Raw genomic sequence first — 16545 nt, forward strand, 5'->3', positions numbered from 1 at the left:
ACCATCAGCTTAAAAAGCCCTGCCTGCCAGGGCTTTTTTCATACCCAAATGCCGTACTTCTTGTTAGGATCCCTGGTCTTTGTTTCAGGCAATGGAAACCGGTTTTGAGCGCTGCAAGACACACTCTCTCCCGTGCATATTTACAACAATGTTATCAATCGGATGTGGCCCGTATTCGCCGTGAGCTCAGAGACATTGAGCGTCTCGGTGACGAGGCTGCCAAGGCCGCTGCATTCGAGCGTCTGGCCGAGCGGGCCGAAGCGGCCAAAGCCAAGGTAGACGCCAGACTCAGCGCGCGTCCACGCATTCAATTTCCCGATAATCTGCCGGTCTCGCAAAAGCGCGACGATATCGCCGAGGCCATCGCCAATCATCAGGTGGTGATAGTTGCCGGTGAAACAGGCTCGGGTAAAACCACCCAGCTGCCGAAAATCTGCCTTGAGCTTGGCCGGGGAAGTCGTGGCCTGATTGGTCACACCCAGCCACGCCGTCTGGCTGCCCGCAGTGTGGCAACCCGGGTCGCCGAAGAGCTGCAAAGCCCGCTGGGTGAAGCCGTGGGCTTTAAGGTGCGTTTTGCCGATGCCATCAATGAAAACAGCTATATCAAGCTGATGACCGACGGTATCCTGCTGGCAGAGCTGTCGTCAGATAAGTATCTGAATCAATACGATACTCTCATTATCGACGAAGCCCACGAGCGCAGCCTCAATATTGATTTTATTTTGGGTTACCTAAAGCAGCTGTTGCCGAGGCGCCCGGATCTCAAGGTTATCATCACCTCGGCCACCATCGATGTGGACAGGTTTTCAACCCATTTTGACAATGCCCCCGTGATTGAAGTGTCGGGTCGCACCTATCCGGTGGAAACCCGCTATCGGCCGCTGGTGAAGGACGATGAGCCGGATCTGGATTTGATGGACGGGATCTTCGAGGCCGTCGATGAGCTGATGGCCGAAGGCCCGGGCGATATCCTGATTTTTATGAACGGTGAGCGGGAAATCCGTGACACCGCCGAGCAGCTGTCCCGCAGGCAGTACCGTGATACCGAGGTATTGCCCCTCTACGCACGCCTGTCCTACGGCGAGCAGTCCAAGGTGTTCAAGTCACACACAGGTCGGCGAATCGTGCTGGCCACCAACGTGGCCGAAACCTCGCTTACTGTGCCCGGTATTCGTTATGTGATTGACCCGGGTACGGCACGCATCAGTCGTTACAGCTATCGCACCAAGGTGCAGCGCCTGCCCATTGAACCCATCAGTCAGGCCAGCGCCAACCAGCGTCAGGGACGTTGTGGCCGGGTAGGGCCGGGTATTTGTATTCGTCTTTATGAAGAAACGGATTTTCTGTCACGGCCGGAATTTACCGACCCGGAAATTCTGCGCACCAATCTGGCGTCTGTGATATTGCAGATGCTTGCCATTGGCCTGGGTGACATCGAGGGCTTCCCCTTTATTCAGCCACCCGATGAGCGCCATATTAAAGACGGCTTTTTGCTGCTGGAAGAACTGCAGGCCATCAAGCTCAAGAAGGGCTTGCCGCAGATGACACCCCTTGGCCGCAAGCTTGCCCATGTGCCACTGGACCCCCGTCTTGCCCGCATGGTGATTGAGGCGGCTGACAGGGGCGCCCTGCACGAAGCCCTGGTGGTCACCTCGGCGTTGTCCATTCAGGACCCGCGGGAGCGCCCACTTGAGAAAAAGCAGGCCGCCGATGAGGCCCATAGCCGCTTTGCCGATAAAGACTCTGACTTTGTTTCCTTGCTCAACTTGTGGAACTACATCAAGGAGCAGCAAAAGGCGCTCTCCGCCAGCCAGTTCCGTAAATTGTGCAAGCAGGAATATCTCGCGTATCTCCGGGTGCGGGAATGGCAAGACCTCTATACCCAGGTGCGCCAGAGCGTGCATGAGCTGAAACTTAAGCTCAACAGCGTGCCGGCGGACTACGACAGCCTGCACCGCGCGCTCTTGTCCGGTCTCTTGAGCCATATTGGCTTTAAAGACAATAACAACGAGTATTTGGGCGCCCGTAATCGCCGTTTTTACGTGTTCCCGGGCTCGCCCCTGGCGAAAAAAGGCCCCAAATGGATAGTGGCGGCGGAGCTTACTGAAACCAGTCGTTTGTTTGCCCGTGGCTGCGCCAAAATAGAGCCCGAGTGGCTTGAAGAGCTTGCGACCCACCTCATCAAGAAGCAGCACAACGAACCACATTTCGAGGCCAATCAGGGCGCGGTGGTGGCGTTTGAGAATCAGGTACTCTACGGCCTTACCGTGGTGAATCGTCGCAAGGTGCAGTACGGCCCAATCAATGCTACCGAAGCGCGGGAAATCTTTATCCGCAGCGCGTTGGCTGAAGGTCAGCTGAAAACCCGGGAAGCCTTTTTCCTTCATAACCAGAAGCTTCTGGAAGAAGTGGAGTCGCTCGAACATAAGTCCCGTCGCCGAGACATTCTGGTGGATGAGCAGGTGCTGTTTGACTTCTATAACGAGCGGCTGCCTGAAGGCATCTACAATGCCCCGAGACTCTTCAGCTGGTGGAAGGAAGCCAGACGCAAACAGCCAGAACTTTTGAACTTCAATGAAGAGATGCTCTATGCCCGCCAGACTGGGCATGTCTCCAAACTGGACTTTCCCGATGTGTGGCATCAGGGCAACTTAAGCTTCGCCCTGAGTTACCATTTCGAACCGGGCGCACAGGATGATGGCGTCAGTGTGCACATTCCGGTGGCGCTGCTCAATCAGGTGGAAGACAACGGCTTTGATTATCTGGTGCCGGGCCTTAGGGAAGAAAAATGCGTTGCGTTGATTAAATCACTGCCCAAGTCACAGAGGCGCAACTTTGTGCCGGCGCCTGACTATGCCCGTGCGGCGGTTCAGGCTATGTCACAGGAGCTGCCGCTTCTCGATTCCCTGGCTAAACAACTGCTGCGCATGACAGGCACAAGGGTGAGCTCTGAAGACTTTGTGCTGACTGAACTCCCAAGGCATCTTTTGATGCACTTTAAAATTGAAGATGACCACGGCAAGCTGGTGGGTGAGGGCCGGGATCTCGATGCCCTCAAGGCGAACTTACAGGGCGTGGTGGCCAAGGCCATCCGTCAGGTCGCCAAGTCCGGCATTGAGCAAGCCGGGCTGACCGAGTGGAGCATCGAAGATTTACCCGCGCAGTTTCAGCGTAAAAAAGGCAACTATGAGGTCAAAGCCTTCCCCGCGCTGGTGGATGAAAAAGACTCGGTGGCCGTTAAGCTGTTTGATGATGAGCACCAGGCACAAAAGGCCCATGCCCGGGGTGTGCGCCGCTTGCTGCTTATCAATATCCCGTCGCCGGTTAAGCATCTCCAGCAGGCGCTGCCCAACAAGGCCAAGCTTGCCATGTACTTTAACCCCTTTGGGCAGGTCCAGCTGCTGATTGACGACATCATAGATGCGGCGGTGGCGCAGATTCTGGACGGGCAGCGGCTTGAAGTGCGCAGCAAGGCCGGGTTCGACAGCGCAAGGGATGCGGTGCGCGCCGACTTGAACAGTGTGGCCGAGCAAATCTCCCTCAAAGTGGAGCAAATTCTCACCCTGCACAATCAAATCAAGAAGCGCCTCAAGGGCAAGATAAGTCTCGATATCGCCTTTGCCATGAGTGACATACAAACGCAGCTCGACAGATTGGTATACAAGGGGTTTGTGGCCGATTGCGGTCATGCAAGGTTGAGCGACATCATCCGCTTCTTAAAGGCCATCGAACATCGCCTGGAGAAGCTCCCGGTGGATCCGGTTCGCGACAAATTGCAGCTGCTGTCCATCCACAAGGTTGAGCAGGCACTGGAGGCTCAGCTCGGCAAGGTGCCCAAAAGCCAACCGGTGCCTGAGCATCTGTTGGAGGCGCGCTGGCTCATTGAAGAGCTCAGGGTGTCGTTGTTTGCCCAGGTGCTGGGCACCTCAGTTCCCATTTCGGAAAAGCGCGTGCTGCTCCACATTCAACAATAGGCTGTTAAAACACACTTCAGAGCAGGGTGCTGCCTGAACAAAGGTGCCGCTTAAGTGGCACCGCAACCCGGGTGTTTCATGGCAGTACCTCCCCATAGTGAATAACGGGCTGTGATCTTTATCACGGCCCGTTTTTTTCTATGTCTACCTCTTTGTAAATATTTTTCAAAATTCAGCCATTTTACGCCTGTCACTTGCTGATTTTTTGGCCTAGCTTTAGCAAAGGCTGAATAGCAATATCCTGCTTATCAGATAAAAAACAATCGAACTAAGCGCTTGAAAACCATGACGACCCTAAAAATACACACAAATAGATGATCTGGATCAAGTGGCTTTCTGTTTACCGATTTAGGGGTATACAGTTTGTTAACATTGAACGGGTATGATCGAAACCGAAAGAGAAGCTGCGCTGACTGAAGTTGAAGTAACGATGCAGCCAACATTGGGCAATGCCCGAGGCCGATGGAGGAAACATGAGTTCCGATCCCAAACAAGATGAAAAGCGTCTGGAGCTGAAGATCTTTATCTTTCTGACCGTATTTTTGGCGCCGCTCCTGGCAGTAGGCCTGGTGTCTGCTCTGGGTTTCGCCATCTGGCTAAGCCAGATATTCACCGGTCCACCGGGGGCGGGTTGAACCCGGGTCCAAACAGAATTTTTCAATATTACTGGAATGTCCTATGAGCAATGAACTCCACGTCTCCAGCCTGATAGTTCAGGTGTTACCGGAAAAAATGGCCGAAGTCCGGGGGCAAATACTGAAAATGCCCGGCGCCGAGCTGTCGGTGAATAACGAGGTCAAGTTGGTTGTGGTGTTAGAGGGCAACTGCCAGAAAGAATTGCTGGCCGGTATCGAAGCCATTAACGCCCTACCGGGGGTGATGTCGGCCACCATGGTTTATCACCAGAGCGAAGTGCTGGAAGAGGATGAGCAATGAAAATGAACAGACGTGAATTTATGAAGGCCAATGCCGCGCTGGCAGCGGCCGGTGTGGCCGGGCTGGCCTTGCCGACTTCGGCAAGTAACCTCATCACCAGCTCAGAGCAAACCAAGCTGGATTGGAACAAGGCACCTTGCCGTTTCTGCGGTACCGGCTGCTCTGTCATGGTCGCCACCCGTGACGGCCGGGTGGTCGCTACCCACGGCGATGCCAACAGCGAAGTCAACCGTGGCCTCAACTGTATCAAGGGCTACTTTCTGTCCAAAATCATGTACGGTAAAGACCGCCTGCAAACTCCCATGCTGCGTATGACCAATGGTCAGTACGACAAAAATGGCGAATTTACTCCCATCAGCTGGGACAAAGCCTTCGATGTGATGGCTGAAAAATGGAAAGCCACCATCAAGGCAAAGGGCCCAACTGCCATCGGTATGTTTGGTTCAGGCCAGTGGACAGTATGGGAAGGCTATGCCGCCTCCAAGCTGATGAAAGCCGGTTTCGGTTCAAACAACATTGATCCCAACGCCCGTCACTGTATGGCCTCTGCCGTAGTGGGCTTTATGCGCACCTTCGGTATGGACGAGCCCATGGGCTGTTACAACGATATGGAAGCCGCCGACGCCTTCGTGCTGTGGGGCTCCAACATGGCTGAAATGCACCCCATTCTGTGGAGCCGGGTGACCGACCGTCGCCTGAGCGCGCCCCACGTTAAAGTCGCCGTGCTGTCTACCTTTGAGCACCGCTCCTTTGAACTTGCCGACTTGCCTGTGGTCTTCACCCCACATTCCGATTTGGTCATCCTCAACTTTATCGCCAACTACATCATCCAGAACGACATGGTGAACCATGACTTCGTCAAGAAGCATGTGAACTTCCGTCAGGGTGTGACTGACATTGGTTACGGTCTGCGTCCGACCCACCCATTGCAGCAAAAGGCGAAAAACGTTGAAACAGCAGGGGATTCGAGCCCCATCGACTTCGCTGCGTTCAAGGAATTTGTGTCTGAGTACACATTGGAAAAGACCTCCCAGATGTCCGGGGTGGCCGAAGACAAGCTGGTGGAACTCGCCAAACTGTATGCCGATCCCAACACCAAGGTCACATCCTTCTGGACCATGGGTGTCAACCAGCATACCCGCGGCGTGTGGTGTAACAACCTGATTTACAACATCCATCTGCTCACAGGCAAGATCTCTACCCCCGGTAACAGCCCCTTCTCGCTGACCGGTCAGCCCTCAGCCTGTGGTACCGCCCGGGAAGTGGGTACCTTTGCTCACCGTCTGCCTGCCGACATGGTGGTTGCCAATCCAAAGCACCGCGCCATTGCGGAGGGCATCTGGAAAATCCCGGCGGGCATTATTCCACCCAAGCCAGGCTATCATGCGGTTGAGCAGAACCGCCGCTTGAAAGACGGCGATCTGAACGTCTACTGGGTACAGGTGAACAACAACATGCAGGCTGCGCCTAACATGATGGAAGAAACCCTGCCAGGTTACCGTAATCCAGCCAATTTTATCGTGGTGTCGGATGCCTATCCAACGGTGACCACCCAGGCTGCCGACCTTATTCTGCCTACTGCTATGTGGGTTGAAAAAGAAGGTGCCTATGGTAACGCCGAACGTCGTACCCAGTTCTGGCACCAGCTGGTGAAGGCTCCCGGCGAATCACGCTCAGACCTGTGGCAGTTGATGGAGTTCTCCAAGCGCTTTACCACAGATGAAGTCTGGCCAAAAGACGTACTGGAAGCCAACCCATCCTATAAGGGCAAAACCCTTTACGAAGTGCTCTACAAGAACGGCAACGTGGATAAATTCCCGCTGGCCGACCTTGATGCCAAATATGAAAACGACGAAGCCCAGTACTTTGGTTTCTACGTTCAGAAGGGCCTGTTTGAAGAGTACGCCGAGTTTGGCCGTGGCCATGCCCACGACCTGGCACCCTTTGACATGTACCACGAAGCCCATGGTCTGCGCTGGCCCGTGGTGGACGGCAAAGAAACCCTGTGGCGCTACCGTGAAGGCTCAGATCCTTATGTCAAACCAGGCAAGGGCTTCGAGTTCTACGGTAAGCCAGATGGCAAAGCAGTGATTTTTGCACTGCCCTATGAGCCGCCTGCAGAGTCGCCCGATGCCGAATACGATATGTGGCTCTCAACCGGCCGCGTGCTTGAACACTGGCACTCAGGCTCCATGACCCAACGTGTGCCAGAGCTTTATCGCGCTTTCCCGGATGCAGTGTGCTTTATGCACCCTGACGATGCCAAAGCACGTGGCCTGCGCCGTGGTGATGAGGTGAAAGTCGTATCCCGCCGTGGTGAAATTCTCACCCGTGTGGAGACCCGTGGTCGTAACAAGCCGCCAAAAGGCCTGGTGTTTGTTCCCTGGTTTGATGCCAGTCAGCTCATCAACAAGGTCACCCTGGATGCGACAGATCCTCTGTCCAAACAGACTGACTTCAAGAAGTGTGCTGTCAAAGTGTTGAAGGCTTGAGGAGACAAACCATGAAAACAATGAAAACACTCTCTGCGCTTACTCTGGTTGCCTTCGCCTGTCTGGCCAATGCCAGTACAGTAACCGATGAGAAAATTGCCACTTTGCGTCAGGCGCCGCTGGATGTGGAGGTGACACCACCTGCCATGCAGCAGGTATTGAACAAAGATGTCAAGCTGGCACGTAGTTATCCGATGCAGCCACCCGTCATTCCCCACAAGATTGATGGCTATCAGCTGGATCTGAAAGTGAACAAGTGTATGTCGTGCCACGCCCGTACCCGTACCGGTGAGTCCCAGGCCCCCATGGTCAGCGTGACTCACTATATGGACAGGGATAATAACTTCCTGGCGGATCTGTCACCACGCCGTTACTTCTGCGTGCAGTGCCATGTGCCTCAGCTGGATGCCAAGCCACTGGTTGACAACGAGTTTATTGACATTGATCATCTGCTTAAAGCGGATCAGGTCAAGGCTAAACACTAGGAGTCGCTATGTGGGAAAAGCTTAAAAAAGTATGGCAAACCCTCAGGAAGCCCAGTGTGCATTACAGCCTTGGTTTCCTGACCATCGGGGGCTTTGTGGCCGGTATCATCTTCTGGGGGGGCTTTAACACCGCCCTGGAAGCCACCAACCAGGAGGCCTTCTGTATCGGTTGTCACGAGATGGAAAACAACGTCTATGAAGAATTGAAGACGACTATCCACTTCACCAACCGAAGCGGTGTGCGTGCCACTTGTCCTGATTGCCACGTGCCGCACAACTGGACCGATAAGATTGCCCGTAAGATGCAGGCATCGAAAGAGGTGTGGGGTAAGGTGTTTGGTACCATCAACACCCGTGAGAAGTTCGAAGCCAAGCGCCGTGAATTGGCTGAGCACGAGTGGGCACGTCTGAAGGCGAATGACTCGCTGGAATGCCGTAACTGCCACAACTTTGACTACATGGACTTTACCCGTCAGTCACCGAGGGCCGCGCAAATGCACTCCACCTCGCTGGCAAGCGGTGAAAAGACCTGTATCGACTGTCACAAGGGGATTGCGCACCATCTGCCCGACATGTCTGGTGTTAAAGGTTGGTAAAGGCGCTCTGTGCGTAAGTGAAAAAACCGTGGCAAGCCACGGTTTTTTTTATATCTTTTGTATGCGGCATCGATAGCGTAAACAGTAAAAAGCCCGGCCAATTGACCGGGCTTTTTTCAAACAGATCAGGGCTTAGCGAGCGTTGGTGCTCTCAAAAATCTTGTCTGCGGAGGCGGCAACAAAGCCTGGATACAGGCGGCCATCTTCCAGTGGGAAGCGGCGGGCAAACTCATAAAAGCAGCTTGGCACCATGCGCTTGCCATCGGTGAATTCCACCACAGCTTCATCGGCGAGGGTTGAAGACTGCTTGAGCTTCACTTCTTCGCTGCCTTTGATTTCGCCGCCAGAGGTATTGAGCACAAAACCGGCGGCTTTAAGGGCTTCGTTGACAGAGGCCAGGGTTTCGTAGTTTTTCAGGGCGTTCACCGAGACGGTGAAGTGGTTGGCACGGAAACCCCACACAGAAACCCAGGCGGCGTACTCGCTTTCTTTGAGCAGGGTTTCGTAGGTGGCCTGGTCGATGCTCCAGTGACGACCTGAATACAGGAAGTTATCGGCAGTCACGGCGGCCACATCGATTTGCTCGACCAGCTTGTGCACTATGGCCTGCAACTCAGGGGAGCATTTTTCCAAAAGCAGCTCAGAGATAAACACCTTGGGCTGAGTGGCATCCGGATGCTCGAAGTGCTTGGCATAAAGCTTCTTGGTTTCGAAGTGGTACTCGCCGCACTCCACATAGCCCAGTGCCAGAAAGTGAGCAGCCAGTTTTTCCAGGTTAATCTTCTCGATATTGAAGGTGCGCAGGGCGATATGGTCGTTTTGCACATCATCCTGCTGGGTCGAGCCAAGCAGGGCATGAATTTTCTGTGCAGAGGGCGTAACCGACACATAGTCCTGCCAAAGGTTGGAGAAGAGTTCATTAATCTGGGTGTGCATATTACTAGTCCTGATAAAAAGTAGGGTGTTAAATACTGAGACCTGGGCTCAGATTGGCTGGCAGGCTGACGCTGCTGGCTTCCACTGAGGAGACAGGGTAGGCGCAGTAATCGGCCGCGTAGTAGGCGCTGGCCCTGTGGTTACCGCTGGCGCCAATACCGCCAAAAGGTGCGGCACTGGACGCGCCCGTGATGGGCTTGTTCCAGTTGACGATGCCCGCACGGATGCGGCTGAAAAAGTGCGCATAATCCGTTTCGTTGTCGGCCAGCAGCCCGGCCGACAGGCCAAAGGCGGTGTTGTTGGCTTCCTCGATGGCGGCATCGAAGTTATCGTAGCGATAGACTTTAAGCAGGGGGCCAAAGTGCTCTTCGTCAGGCAGCGCCCTGGCGTGGGTGACATCAATAATACCGGGTGTAACGAAACCCAGCGCCGGATCCGGTTGCTTGAGCTCAAGCAGTGAGATGCCGCCCAGTGACTGGATGTCGGCCTGCGCCTTCACCATAGCCGCTGCCGCTTTAGCGCTTATCATGGCACCGTAAAAGGGCTGGTTGTCGGCAAAGGGCTCGTCTACGCGGATTTGACGACTGGCCTCAATCAGCTTGGCCAGAATGGCATCGCCGTTGGCGTCTTTCTTGATGAAAAGACGTCTGGCGCAGGTGCAGCGCTGACCGCTGGAGATAAAGGCCGATTGGATGATGTCGTGTACCGCAGCATCCACATTGACGACATCTTTGACGATAAGCGGGTTATTGCCGCCCATTTCCAATGCCAGAATTTTCCCCGGCTGGCCGGCGTACTGCTGATGCAGCAGGTGGCCTGTATTGGAGCTGCCGGTAAAGAAGAGACCGTCGATACCAGGATGACCCGCCAGCGCCTTGCCGGTTTCCACTTCACCCTGCAACAGGTTAATCACACCGGCGGGTAAGCCTGCCTTTTGCCACAGCGCTACCGTGAACTGTGCCACTTTTGGGGTCAGTTCTGACGGCTTGAACAGCACTGCATTTCCGGCAATGAGAGCAGGCACTATATGGCCGTTGGGCAGGTGGGCCGGGAAGTTATAGGGGCCAAATACCGCCACCACGCCGTGTGGTTTGTGGCGGATAAAGGCGCGGGCACCCGGCATGGGGTTTTCCACTGTGCCGGTGCGCTCAGCATGAGCCTTAATGGAAATGGCAATTTTGCCTGTCATGGCAGCCACTTCGGTGCGGCTCTCCCACAGGGCCTTGCCGGTTTCTTCAGCGATAAGGCGCGCCATGGCTTCGCTGTTTTCGCCAAGCTGTGCGCCAAAGGCTTCCACTATGGCCAGGCGTTCTGCCAGTGGCATGGCTGACCAGTTGTAAAATGCACTGCGGGCAGCCTTAACGGCGGCATCGACCTGCTCGGCATTTGCGCCATTACCACACCAGATAACCTCACCATTGGCCGGATTAATGGACTCGAAGCCCTTGCCGTGGCCTGTCTGCCACTGCCCACCAATAAACTGGCAACTTGATGGATTTTTCATAACTGAGCTCATTTGGCCCCCTTGTCGAGATTCAGGTACCGCACCAAATCGCCCTCGGCGACATTGAGCACATCGGCCATAGCCGGGCTCATCAATATGCTGTGTGTTTCTGTGTCCAGACGACATTCGTCGCTGACGGTGGCGCGGAATTCCTTGCTGTCGCAGTTGCACACCGCCAGGTGAAACTCGCCTTTATGCTCGGCAGGGTTTTGGCTTATCACCACCTTGACCCTGTGGCTCTGGCGCACCGACTTGATTTGTTTAAGCTGGGCTTCCACCGTGGGGCCGGCATCGAACAGGTCAACGTAGCCGCGATGCATAAAGCCTTCGTTTTCCAAAAGCTTAAGGGCAGGAACTGTGTTTTCATGCACCTGGCCTATGGTATCCCGGGCGGCTTTGGGCAGCAGATCCACATAGATGGGGTAGCGGGGCATCAGGTCGGCAATAAAGCCCTTGTTGCCCACGCCAATCAGGTAATCGGCCTTGGAAAACTCCATATTAAAGAAGGTTTCCCGCAGCCAGCCCCAGAAGGGTGGCTGACCGTTTTCGTCGGCGGCCCCGCGCATTTCGGCAATCACCAGCTTGGCAAACCGCCTGGGGTGCTCGGCCATGTACATAAAGCGCACCTTGGACAGGAAGCGGCCATTAAGACCCACCCGGTAAGGCTCGCGCAAAAACAGGGTGCAGATTTCGGTCACGCCGGTGTAATCGTTCCCCAGGGTCAGGACTTCCACCGGATTGAAAATATCCAGCTCCTTACACTGGTGCACCACAGTGCTTTTATGGAAATGGTACAGCGGGCTGCCAAGGCCGACCGAGGCCTCGATGCCCGAGGCGCCAAGGATCTCGCCTGTGTCTGTGTCTTCCAGTACAAACAGGTAACCCTGCTCGCCGGGCTCATCGATATCAGCGTTAAAACTTGCTTCAGAATGGGCGATTTTCTGGGTCAGTTTTCGCTCGCACAGGGGCAGGGAGGTAAAGCCTGCACCGGATTCCCGCGCCATGGTCATCAGCGCAGGGAAGTCCGAAGCCTGTATAGGACGGATAAGTAACATAATTCGGTTCTCTTGGTCAGTGTGGAAGGCGAAGGGACTCAGTGCCCATCGCCTGTTCGCACAAGTGCCTCAGGGGCTTAACCGGCGTTAAGCCTGGCTACCAATTTGGCGATGGCGGCGTCGAAACGCGCCAGGCCTTCCCGAACGTCTGCCTCAGGGATGATAAGAGAAGGGGCGAAACGCACCACGTTTTGACCGGCCATCAGCAAGAGCACACCTTCTTCGGCGGCGGCCAGCATAAAGTCGCGGGCTTTGCCGGCATAGTCGGCATTGAGCGCAGCGCCCAGAAGCAAGCCCTTGCCACGTACTTCGGTGAAGACCTTGTACTTGTCGTTGATGGCACTGAGGCCATCACGGAACAGCTGCTCGCGGGCTTTCACGCCATTGAGTACTTCAGGCGTGTTCACCGTGTTGAAGGCCGCCAGACCGACGGCACAGGCCAGCGGGTTACCGCCGTAAGTGCTGCCGTGGGTGCCCACCACCAGATGCTTGGCCAGTTCAGTGGTGGTCAGCATGGCGCCAATGGGGAAACCACCGCCAAGGGCTTTGGCTGTGGTCAGCACATCCGGGGTTACGCCCAGGCCCATATAGGCATAGAGCTCCCCGGTGCGGCCCACGCCGGTTTGTACTTCATCGAATACCAGCAGGGCATTGTGCTGGTCACAGAGTTCACGCACGCCCCTGATGAATTCCGGGGTTGGATTAATGATGCCGCCTTCACCCTGCAGTGGCTCAAGTACCACGGCGCAGGTGCGGTCGGAAATCAGCGCCTTCAAGCTTTCAAGGTTATTGTATTCGGCATGGTCGATATCGGCAGGCTTGGGGCCAAAGCCATCGGAGTAGGCAGGCTGACCACCCACGGATACGGTAAACAGGGTGCGGCCGTGGAAGCCTTGTTTGAAGGCGATTATTTGTGATTTTTCCGCACCAAACCTGTTCAGTGCCACGCGGCGTACCAGTTTAAGGGCGGCTTCGTTGGCTTCGGCGCCTGAGTTGGCAAAGTACACCTTCTCGGCGAAGGTGTTATCGACGAGTTTTTTGGCCAGCATCAGTGCAGGCTCGTTGGTCATGGTGTTGGACAGGTGCCACACTTTTTGTGCCTGTTCAGTCAGGGCAGAGACCAGCGCAGGATGGCAATGGCCCAGGCAGTTAACGGCAATGCCACCGGCGAAATCAATAAACTCACGACCATTCTGATCCCACAGGCGTGACCCAAGGCCCTTTACCGGAATGATAGGAGATGGCGCGTAGTTGGGAACCATCACTTCATCGAATAAACTTCTGTTGATATGCATGCAAAGCCTCTGTTTTTGTATTGTTTTATAGCAGGACTCAAGGCCCTTTCTTTAGTTATCCCTGTATTATATTGAGCAGAAGTTGCAATTTGCAGCAGCGTTATTAACAATATGTCCGGCTAAATTTGCAAAATAACGGAATGATTTATCAAAATGATAAGCAAAGAGGACGAGCGTCTGTTGGCGCTGCTGAAAAACAATGCCCGCATCAGCGTATCGGACTTGGCCCGTGCGCTGGATTTATCCCGCTCGACCGTGCAGACCCGCATCGCCCGGCTGGAGCAAACCGGCGTGATAAAAGGCTACGGCGTAGAGCTGGGTGAGGCTTATACCAGCCACCTGGTGTCGGCCCATGTGGCGATTAAGGTGAAGCAGAAATTCACCACCAAGACCAATGTGGAATTAAAGAAGATGCACATGATAAGTGAGTTGTACGCTATCAGCGGTGAGTACGACCTGATTGCCGTGGTGCAGGCACAAACCACAGAGCAGCTTAGTCACCTGCTGGATGATATTGGTAATCTTGATGGGGTAGAGCGCACCACCTCGTCGGTTATTCTGGAAACCAAGTTCAAGCGTTGATGGCGGTTCTCTACCTGGACGATTGAACCTGGACGATTGAGTTGTTTAGCTACTGAGTACGCTGATTCGGCTGGCTATTTCGGCCATCGATTAATGGCGGCGTTTTATCTCATCAATCAGCGCCGTTGCCAGCGGAGTCGTGGCGATGCTTTTTGAGGTGATAAGCACCACAGGGATTTGGTAGGAGTATTTCTCCGGCAAAATGGCTTTGAACAGCCCCTTGTCCACCCAGTGGCTGGCGTAGTGCTCCGGCAGGTAGCCGATAAATTTGCCCGACAGAATAAGATGGGCAATGCCTTCATCGTGGTAGGCGGTGGCGGTGTTTTGATAGTTAAGGTCATCGTTACGCATCTCTTTGTCGCGCATATAGTTACTGGTGATAACCTCGGCGTTTTGCAGCAGTGCAGGCACCTTGTCTGGGTGGCAATCAAACAGTGGATGACCCACACCGCAATATAAGTAGTTGGTCTCGTTATGGAGCGGGTGATAGTCGAGCCCGCGCAAATGATGACGGCTTACCCCAATCCCCACCAAAGAGCGGCCGTTGACCACCGAGGTTTCCACCTCCCGCGCCTCACACACGTTGATATCAAACTGGATATGGCTGCTCTTGGCCTTGAGCGCCGCAATCACTCCGGCAATGTCACAGCGGGGATCGCTCACCAGGGTATCAATCACCGCAATGCTGGCCCGGCCCGCCAGCTCCTGCTTGGCGCTGGCCACTGTGGATGCGAAGGCGTCGCAGTGCTGCAGCAGCTCCAACGAAGCCTGATAGGTTACCCGGCCAGACTCAGTGAGCTCAAAGCCGCTGCGGCCGCGCTTACACAGCTTAATGCCCAGACGCACTTCCAAATCCGACAGGTGAGCGCTGATGGTGGAGCGGCCAATATTGAGCCGCGACTCAGCCGCCGACAGGCCGCCGCACTCCACAATGGCCACAAATATCCTCAGCAGCTTTAAATCGACGTCATGAACCTGCACTTATAGTTTCCTGTGGTGGCTGTGTATCGAACCCATGTAGTGGTTTGAATCGCAAAAACCACCCCACATAATAGTTCGATAAATCCGGAATGAGTTACGGTTATTGTGCATTTATAAAACTTCATCGGCAAGCTAGCATGGGGACAATAGGGGTAAACCACGGGTTTTACCCACAAATAAAAATATAAAACAAATTGTTAGGAGCCAAAGATGCGTTTTAGATATGGTGTCGACCATCTCACTCTCGAAATCGTAAACGGCATTGCCAACGGCAGTATCCAGGCCGAGCTGTGTCAGCAAGCCATCGACAAGATTAACGCCAGCCGCCATAACGTGGATGTGATGGCCGCATCCGACAAGGCCATTTACGGCATTAACACGGGCTTTGGCCCCCTGTGCGACACCCAAATTTCACCCGCCGAAACCCATCTTCTGCAGAAAAACCTGCTGATCACCCATGCGGTGGGCGTGGGCGAACCGATTGCCAAGTCCATCTCCAGGCTGATGCTCATCACCAAGGTGCACGCCCTGAGCCAGGGCTTCTCCGGTATTCGCCTGGAAGTGGTTGAGCGCATGCTGGCCTTTCTCGCCCTCGACCTCATTCCTGTGGTGCCGGAGCAGGGCTCTGTGGGCGCCTCAGGCGATCTCGCCCCTTTATCGCACCTCTTTTTGCCGCTGATTGGCGAAGGTGAGTTCTGGCATGGCGATGGCGACATTTCTGCCGCCGAAGCCCTGAAGGCCAATGGCCTTGCACCGCTTGAGCTGCATGCCAAAGAAGGCCTGGCGCTCATTAACGGCACCCAGTTTATTTTGTCCCACGCCATTACCGCGCTGACCAAGATGGCGTATCTGCTTGATTTGGCGGATATGGCCGGTGCCATGAGCATTGAAGGCATGCAGGGCAGTCAGTCGCCGTTTCGTGCCGAGCTGCACGAAATCCGCCCCTTTGCCGGCAACATCGAAGTGGCCGCCCGTATGCGCAAGTTCTTCGAGGGCTCCGAGAACATGGCCTCCCATGAAGATTGCGATCGGGTGCAGGACCCATATTCACTGCGCTGTATTCCCCAGGTACACGGCGCCTCACGCAATGCCTTCAATCATTTGAAGGAACTGGCCGAAATCGAGATGAACTCGGTGACCGACAACCCGATTGTCATCAGCAGCGAAGAAGCCATTTCCGGTGGCGGTTTCCACGGCCAGCCTCTGGCCATGGTGCTGGATTACACCTCCATTGCCGCGGCTGAACTCGGTAACATTGCCGATCGACGCTGCTATTTGCTGCTGGAAGGCCTGCACGGTCTGCCGCGCCTTTTGACCACCTCCGGTGGCCTTAACTCCGGCATGATGATCCCCCAGTACGTGACCGCGGCGCTGGTTACCGAAAACAAATCCCTGTGCTTCCCGCCATCGGCCGACAGCGTGCCTACCTCCATGGGCCAGGAAGACCATGTGTCCATGGGCAGTATCTCCGGCCGTAAGCTCAATCAGATCTTGGGTAACCTTGAGAAAATCTTCGCCATTGAGCTTATGTATGCCGCGCAGGCCATTGATTTTCGCCGCCCCAACCGCTGCTCTGACATTATTGAGCAAAACCATGCTCTTATTCGCGCTAAAGTGGCCAAGCTTGAAGAAGACAGATTGCTCAAGCCCGATATCGACGCCATCATCGCCCTGGTGAAAGCCCAGGCCTTTATTGTGAACTGAGGGAG

Annotated in this window: 13 protein-coding genes; 8 read left to right on the forward strand and 5 right to left on the reverse strand. The window is 54.8% G+C overall.

Going from position 1 to position 16545, the window contains the following annotated elements; genetic code table 11:
* Positions 1 to 104 precede the first annotated feature (104 nt).
* The 6 genes from hrpA (at position 105) to JQC75_RS08075 (ending at position 8483) form a co-directional block, all read left to right on the forward strand.
* Positions 105 to 3974, forward strand: a complete 3870-nt coding sequence (gene hrpA / locus JQC75_RS08050; RefSeq protein WP_203326881.1) for an ATP-dependent RNA helicase HrpA — start codon at positions 105 to 107, stop codon at positions 3972 to 3974.
* Positions 3975 to 4447: 473 nt separating this feature from the next.
* Positions 4448 to 4609, forward strand: a complete 162-nt coding sequence (locus tag JQC75_RS08055; protein WP_203326882.1) for a periplasmic nitrate reductase, NapE protein — start codon at positions 4448 to 4450, stop codon at positions 4607 to 4609.
* 43 nt (positions 4610 to 4652) lie between these two features.
* The gene (locus tag JQC75_RS08060; protein ID WP_203326883.1) at positions 4653 to 4910 is read left to right on the forward strand and encodes a chaperone NapD; all 258 of its coding nucleotides are present in this window, start codon (positions 4653 to 4655) and stop codon (positions 4908 to 4910) included.
* A gap of 2 nt (positions 4911 to 4912) precedes the next feature.
* Positions 4913 to 7402: a nitrate reductase catalytic subunit NapA gene (gene napA / locus JQC75_RS08065; RefSeq protein WP_203327162.1), complete on the forward strand. Its 2490-nt coding sequence runs from the start codon at positions 4913 to 4915 to the stop codon at positions 7400 to 7402.
* A gap of 11 nt (positions 7403 to 7413) precedes the next feature.
* The gene (locus JQC75_RS08070) at positions 7414 to 7887 is read left to right on the forward strand and encodes a nitrate reductase cytochrome c-type subunit (RefSeq protein WP_203326884.1); all 474 of its coding nucleotides are present in this window, start codon (positions 7414 to 7416) and stop codon (positions 7885 to 7887) included.
* Positions 7888 to 7895: 8 nt separating this feature from the next.
* A complete protein-coding gene (locus JQC75_RS08075; protein WP_203326885.1) occupies positions 7896 to 8483 on the forward strand; it encodes a cytochrome c3 family protein in 588 nt (195 codons plus the stop codon).
* A 132-nt stretch (positions 8484 to 8615) separates the two neighbouring features.
* Here JQC75_RS08075 and JQC75_RS08080 read toward each other — a convergent pair whose 3' ends face one another.
* The 4 genes from JQC75_RS08080 to JQC75_RS08095 form a co-directional block, all read right to left on the reverse strand.
* Positions 8616 to 9419: a DUF1338 domain-containing protein gene (locus tag JQC75_RS08080; protein ID WP_203326886.1), complete on the reverse strand. Its 804-nt coding sequence runs from the start codon at positions 9417 to 9419 to the stop codon at positions 8616 to 8618.
* Between the two features lie 28 nt (positions 9420 to 9447).
* Positions 9448 to 10923 (reverse strand): succinylglutamate-semialdehyde dehydrogenase, encoded by a 1476-nt coding sequence (astD, locus tag JQC75_RS08085; RefSeq protein WP_239002111.1) that lies wholly within the window; start codon positions 10921 to 10923, stop codon positions 9448 to 9450.
* A gap of 8 nt (positions 10924 to 10931) precedes the next feature.
* On the reverse strand, positions 10932 to 11978 hold the full coding sequence (astA, locus tag JQC75_RS08090; RefSeq protein ID WP_203326887.1) for an arginine N-succinyltransferase: 1047 nt from the start codon (positions 11976 to 11978) through the stop codon (positions 10932 to 10934).
* 77 nt (positions 11979 to 12055) lie between these two features.
* Entirely contained in the window at positions 12056 to 13273 is a 1218-nt protein-coding gene (locus JQC75_RS08095) for an aspartate aminotransferase family protein (RefSeq protein WP_203326888.1), read from the reverse strand.
* A gap of 153 nt (positions 13274 to 13426) precedes the next feature.
* Between JQC75_RS08095 and JQC75_RS08100 the strand changes: the two genes are divergently transcribed.
* Positions 13427 to 13855, forward strand: coding sequence for an Lrp/AsnC family transcriptional regulator (locus JQC75_RS08100; RefSeq protein ID WP_203326889.1), 429 nt, complete (start codon positions 13427 to 13429; stop codon positions 13853 to 13855).
* Positions 13856 to 13945: 90 nt separating this feature from the next.
* Here the strand turns inward: JQC75_RS08100 and JQC75_RS08105 are convergent, their stop codons facing one another.
* Positions 13946 to 14836 carry a LysR family transcriptional regulator gene (locus tag JQC75_RS08105; protein WP_203326890.1) on the reverse strand — a complete coding sequence of 297 codons (891 nt, stop codon included), beginning with the start codon at positions 14834 to 14836 and terminating at the stop codon, positions 13946 to 13948.
* Between the two features lie 210 nt (positions 14837 to 15046).
* Here JQC75_RS08105 and hutH point away from each other — a divergent pair, with 210 nt between their 5' ends.
* Positions 15047 to 16540 carry a histidine ammonia-lyase gene (hutH, locus tag JQC75_RS08110; protein WP_203326891.1) on the forward strand — a complete coding sequence of 498 codons (1494 nt, stop codon included), beginning with the start codon at positions 15047 to 15049 and terminating at the stop codon, positions 16538 to 16540.
* Positions 16541 to 16545: the final 5 nt, after the last annotated feature.

The organism is Shewanella litorisediminis, assembly GCF_016834455.1.
Taxonomy (GTDB): Bacteria; Pseudomonadota; Gammaproteobacteria; order Enterobacterales; family Shewanellaceae; genus Shewanella; species Shewanella litorisediminis.

What these genes read in the sequence shown, in the direction of transcription:
- JQC75_RS08100 (WP_203326889.1), top strand. Translation starts at nt 13,427, where the DNA reads ATGATAAGCAAAGAGGACGAGCGTCTGTTGGCGCTGCTGAAAAACAAT.
- JQC75_RS08070 (WP_203326884.1), top strand. Translation starts at nt 7,414, where the DNA reads ATGAAAACAATGAAAACACTCTCTGCGCTTACTCTGGTTGCCTTCGCC.
- JQC75_RS08095 (WP_203326888.1), bottom strand. Translation starts at nt 13,273, where the DNA reads ATGCATATCAACAGAAGTTTATTCGATGAAGTGATGGTTCCCAACTAC.
- JQC75_RS08075 (WP_203326885.1), top strand. Translation starts at nt 7,896, where the DNA reads ATGTGGGAAAAGCTTAAAAAAGTATGGCAAACCCTCAGGAAGCCCAGT.
- astA (WP_203326887.1), bottom strand. Translation starts at nt 11,978, where the DNA reads ATGTTACTTATCCGTCCTATACAGGCTTCGGACTTCCCTGCGCTGATG.
- JQC75_RS08060 (WP_203326883.1), top strand. Translation starts at nt 4,653, where the DNA reads ATGAGCAATGAACTCCACGTCTCCAGCCTGATAGTTCAGGTGTTACCG.
- napA (WP_203327162.1), top strand. Translation starts at nt 4,913, where the DNA reads ATGAACAGACGTGAATTTATGAAGGCCAATGCCGCGCTGGCAGCGGCC.
- hutH (WP_203326891.1), top strand. Translation starts at nt 15,047, where the DNA reads ATGCGTTTTAGATATGGTGTCGACCATCTCACTCTCGAAATCGTAAAC.
- JQC75_RS08055 (WP_203326882.1), top strand. Translation starts at nt 4,448, where the DNA reads ATGAGTTCCGATCCCAAACAAGATGAAAAGCGTCTGGAGCTGAAGATC.
- astD (WP_239002111.1), bottom strand. Translation starts at nt 10,923, where the DNA reads ATGAAAAATCCATCAAGTTGCCAGTTTATTGGTGGGCAGTGGCAGACA.
- JQC75_RS08080 (WP_203326886.1), bottom strand. Translation starts at nt 9,419, where the DNA reads ATGCACACCCAGATTAATGAACTCTTCTCCAACCTTTGGCAGGACTAT.